Source organism: Mycobacterium sp. (assembly GCF_050701675.1).
In the GTDB taxonomy this organism is placed as follows: Bacteria; Actinomycetota; Actinomycetes; order Mycobacteriales; family Mycobacteriaceae; genus Mycobacterium.
On the sequence record NZ_JBOGDD010001023.1, the window covers coordinates 1 to 2,521 of the forward strand.

3 protein-coding genes are annotated in these 2,521 nt (G+C 67.7%); all 3 read left to right on the forward strand.

Annotated elements, in window-relative coordinates; translation table 11 throughout:
- The coding region (locus tag ACRDUX_RS31370) for an L-histidine N(alpha)-methyltransferase (RefSeq protein WP_526419830.1) at nucleotides 1–430 on the forward strand (430 nt) is incomplete at its 5' end.
- Nucleotides 427–1,503: an ergothioneine biosynthesis PLP-dependent enzyme EgtE gene (gene egtE / locus ACRDUX_RS31375; protein ID WP_526419832.1), complete on the forward strand. Its 1,077-nt coding sequence runs from the start codon at nucleotides 427–429 to the stop codon at nucleotides 1,501–1,503. The genes ACRDUX_RS31370 and egtE, both read left to right, overlap by 4 nt.
- A gap of 227 nt (nucleotides 1,504–1,730) precedes the next feature.
- On the forward strand, nucleotides 1,731–2,521 hold a 791-nt coding region (locus ACRDUX_RS31380; protein ID WP_526419834.1), incomplete at its 3' end, for an iron-containing alcohol dehydrogenase.

The window sequence follows — 2,521 nt, forward strand, 5'->3', positions numbered from 1 at the left end:
CGCCGACACTCTGCAGCCGGGTGACACGCTGCTGCTTGGCACCGACCTCGTCAAGGACCTCGACCGGTTGGTCCGCGCCTACGACGACGGTGCCGGTGTCACAGCGCAGTTCAACAAGAACGTGCTCGCGGTGGTCAACCGTGAACTCGACGCGGACTTCGACCCGGCCGCGTTCCATCACGTCGCCCGCTGGAACCCCGACGCCGAGCGTATCGAGATGTGGCTTCGGGCTGGCCGTCCGCAACGGGTGCGGATCGGCGATCTGAACTTGACGGTGGAATTCGGCGCCGGTGAGGAAATGCTCACCGAGGTGTCGTGCAAGTTCCGCCCCGATGGCGTGGCCGACGAGCTGGCCGCGGCCGGTCTACGCCGAGTGGCGTGGTGGACCGACGAGGCCGGGGACTTCGGGTTGTCACTCGCGGTCAAGTGACCCTCGCCGAGGAGTGGCGGGCGGCCCGCCCTCCGACTGCCGGCGTGCACCTGGACAGTGCCGCCTGCTCGCGGCAGTCCTTCGCCGTGCTCGACGCGACGGCCGCGCACGCCAGGCACGAGGCCGAGGTCGGTGGTTACGTCGCCGCCGAGGCCGCGGCGCCCGTGCTCGACGCGGGCCGTGCCGCCGTCGCGGCGCTCACCGGGTTCAGCGTCGAGGACGTCGTCTTCACCACCGGCTCCGGTCACGCGCTGGACCTCGTCCTCGACGACTGGCGGGGTCCGCGGACGGTGGCCTGCCTGCCCGGCGAGTACGGGCCCAACCTACTTGCCATGGCCCGCAACGGTTTCGACGTCACGCCGTTACCCGTTGACGCCGTCGGCCGTCTCGACGTCGAGGCCGCTGAAGGGTTGCTCGCCGCCGACCCGCCCGCCCTGATCCACGTCACCGCGCTGGCCAGTCACCGCGGAATCGTGCAGCCCACCGCAGCGATGGGTGTGGTCTGCGGCGAGTACGGGATCCCGCTGATCGTCGACGCGGCTCAAGCCTTCACGCACGTTGATTGTGCGGGATTCGGCACGATCGCGACGTATACGTCCTCCCGCAAGTGGACGGCAGGGCCACGCGGCGTCGGGCTGCTCGCCGCCCGCAGTGGGGTGCTGAGTGCCGAGACGCTGATCCGACTGGCGCACGCCGAGACGAGTGTCGCTGCGCAGGTGGGGTTTTCGGTCGCTATCGGCGAGTACGTCGCTGCGGGGCCGGAGCGCATCCGGAGCAGGCTCGTCGAGGTCGGCGCGATGACCCGCAACGCGCTGGCCGGCGTCGCGGGTTGGCAGGTCGTGGAGCCTGCCGAGGAGCCGAGTGCCATCACGACGCTGACCCCACCCGATGGAGTCGACCCGGGTGAGGTGCGCGCGAAGCTGCTCGCCGAACATCGGATCGTCACCACCTACGCCGGCATCGAACGGGCCCCGCGCGAGATGACGCGACCCGCACTGCGGGTGTCGCCGCACGTCGACGTCAGCGCGAGCGATCTCGAGATGCTGGCCGCCGCCCTGGCCACCTACGCCTGACCGCCGAGCAGACGCAAACGGCCCTCATTGCGCGCGGATGCGGGCCTTTTCCGTCTGCTCGCGGTGAAGGCGGCACCCTGTCCGACCGGGTAGGGGTGGCGCTGCCCGGTCGTGTGGAATTCCACTGTCGATCGATGGGGATTGACTCCACACTGTTCCCTGGATCACACCCCGTGCCTAGCTTTGTGCCCGACACCCACGCACTCAGCCAGGAGAGGACGACCGCCATGAAGGTCGAGGATCTGCTCAAGCCGTTCCCCATCAAGGAGTTTCACCCGTTCCCCCGCGCCATGATGGGACCGGGTGCGCACGAGATGGTTGGCCCGGAGGCCCTCAAGATGGGCTTCAAGAAGACGCTGCTGATGTCGTCGGGTCTGCGCGGTACGGACATCGTGCACAACATGGCCGAATCGCTGAAGTGGCATGGCCTCGAGGTCGTGGTCTACGACCAGGTCGAGTCCAACCCCAAGGACTACAACGTCATGGACTCGGTCAAGCTGTACCAGGAGAACGAGTGTGACAGCTTCATCTCGATCGGAGGCGGCTCCACCCACGACGCGTGCAAGGGCGCCCGCATCTCCGTCGCTCACGACGGTCGCAGCGTCAACGACTTCGAGGGCTTCAACATGTCCGAGAATCCGAAGAACCCGCCGCACATCGCAATCTCCACCACCGCGGGCACCGGCTCGGAGACCTCGTGGGCATACGTCATCACCGATACCACCACCGATCCGGACAACCCGCACAAGTACGTGGCGTTCGACGACGCGTCGGTGGCGACCCTGGCCGTCGACGATCCGGTGCTCTACTTCGAATGCCCCGTCGACTACACCGCGCAGTGCGGGTTCGACGTGCTCGCGCACGCCTCGGAGCCCTACGTATCCCGGCTGAACTTCGAGCCGTCACTGGGCAACGCCATCCGCGCCATCAAGCTGACCGCCGAGAATCTGCGCGAAGCCACCTGGAACGGGACGGACCTCAAGGGACGCGAAGGCATGATGTACGCGCAATACATTGC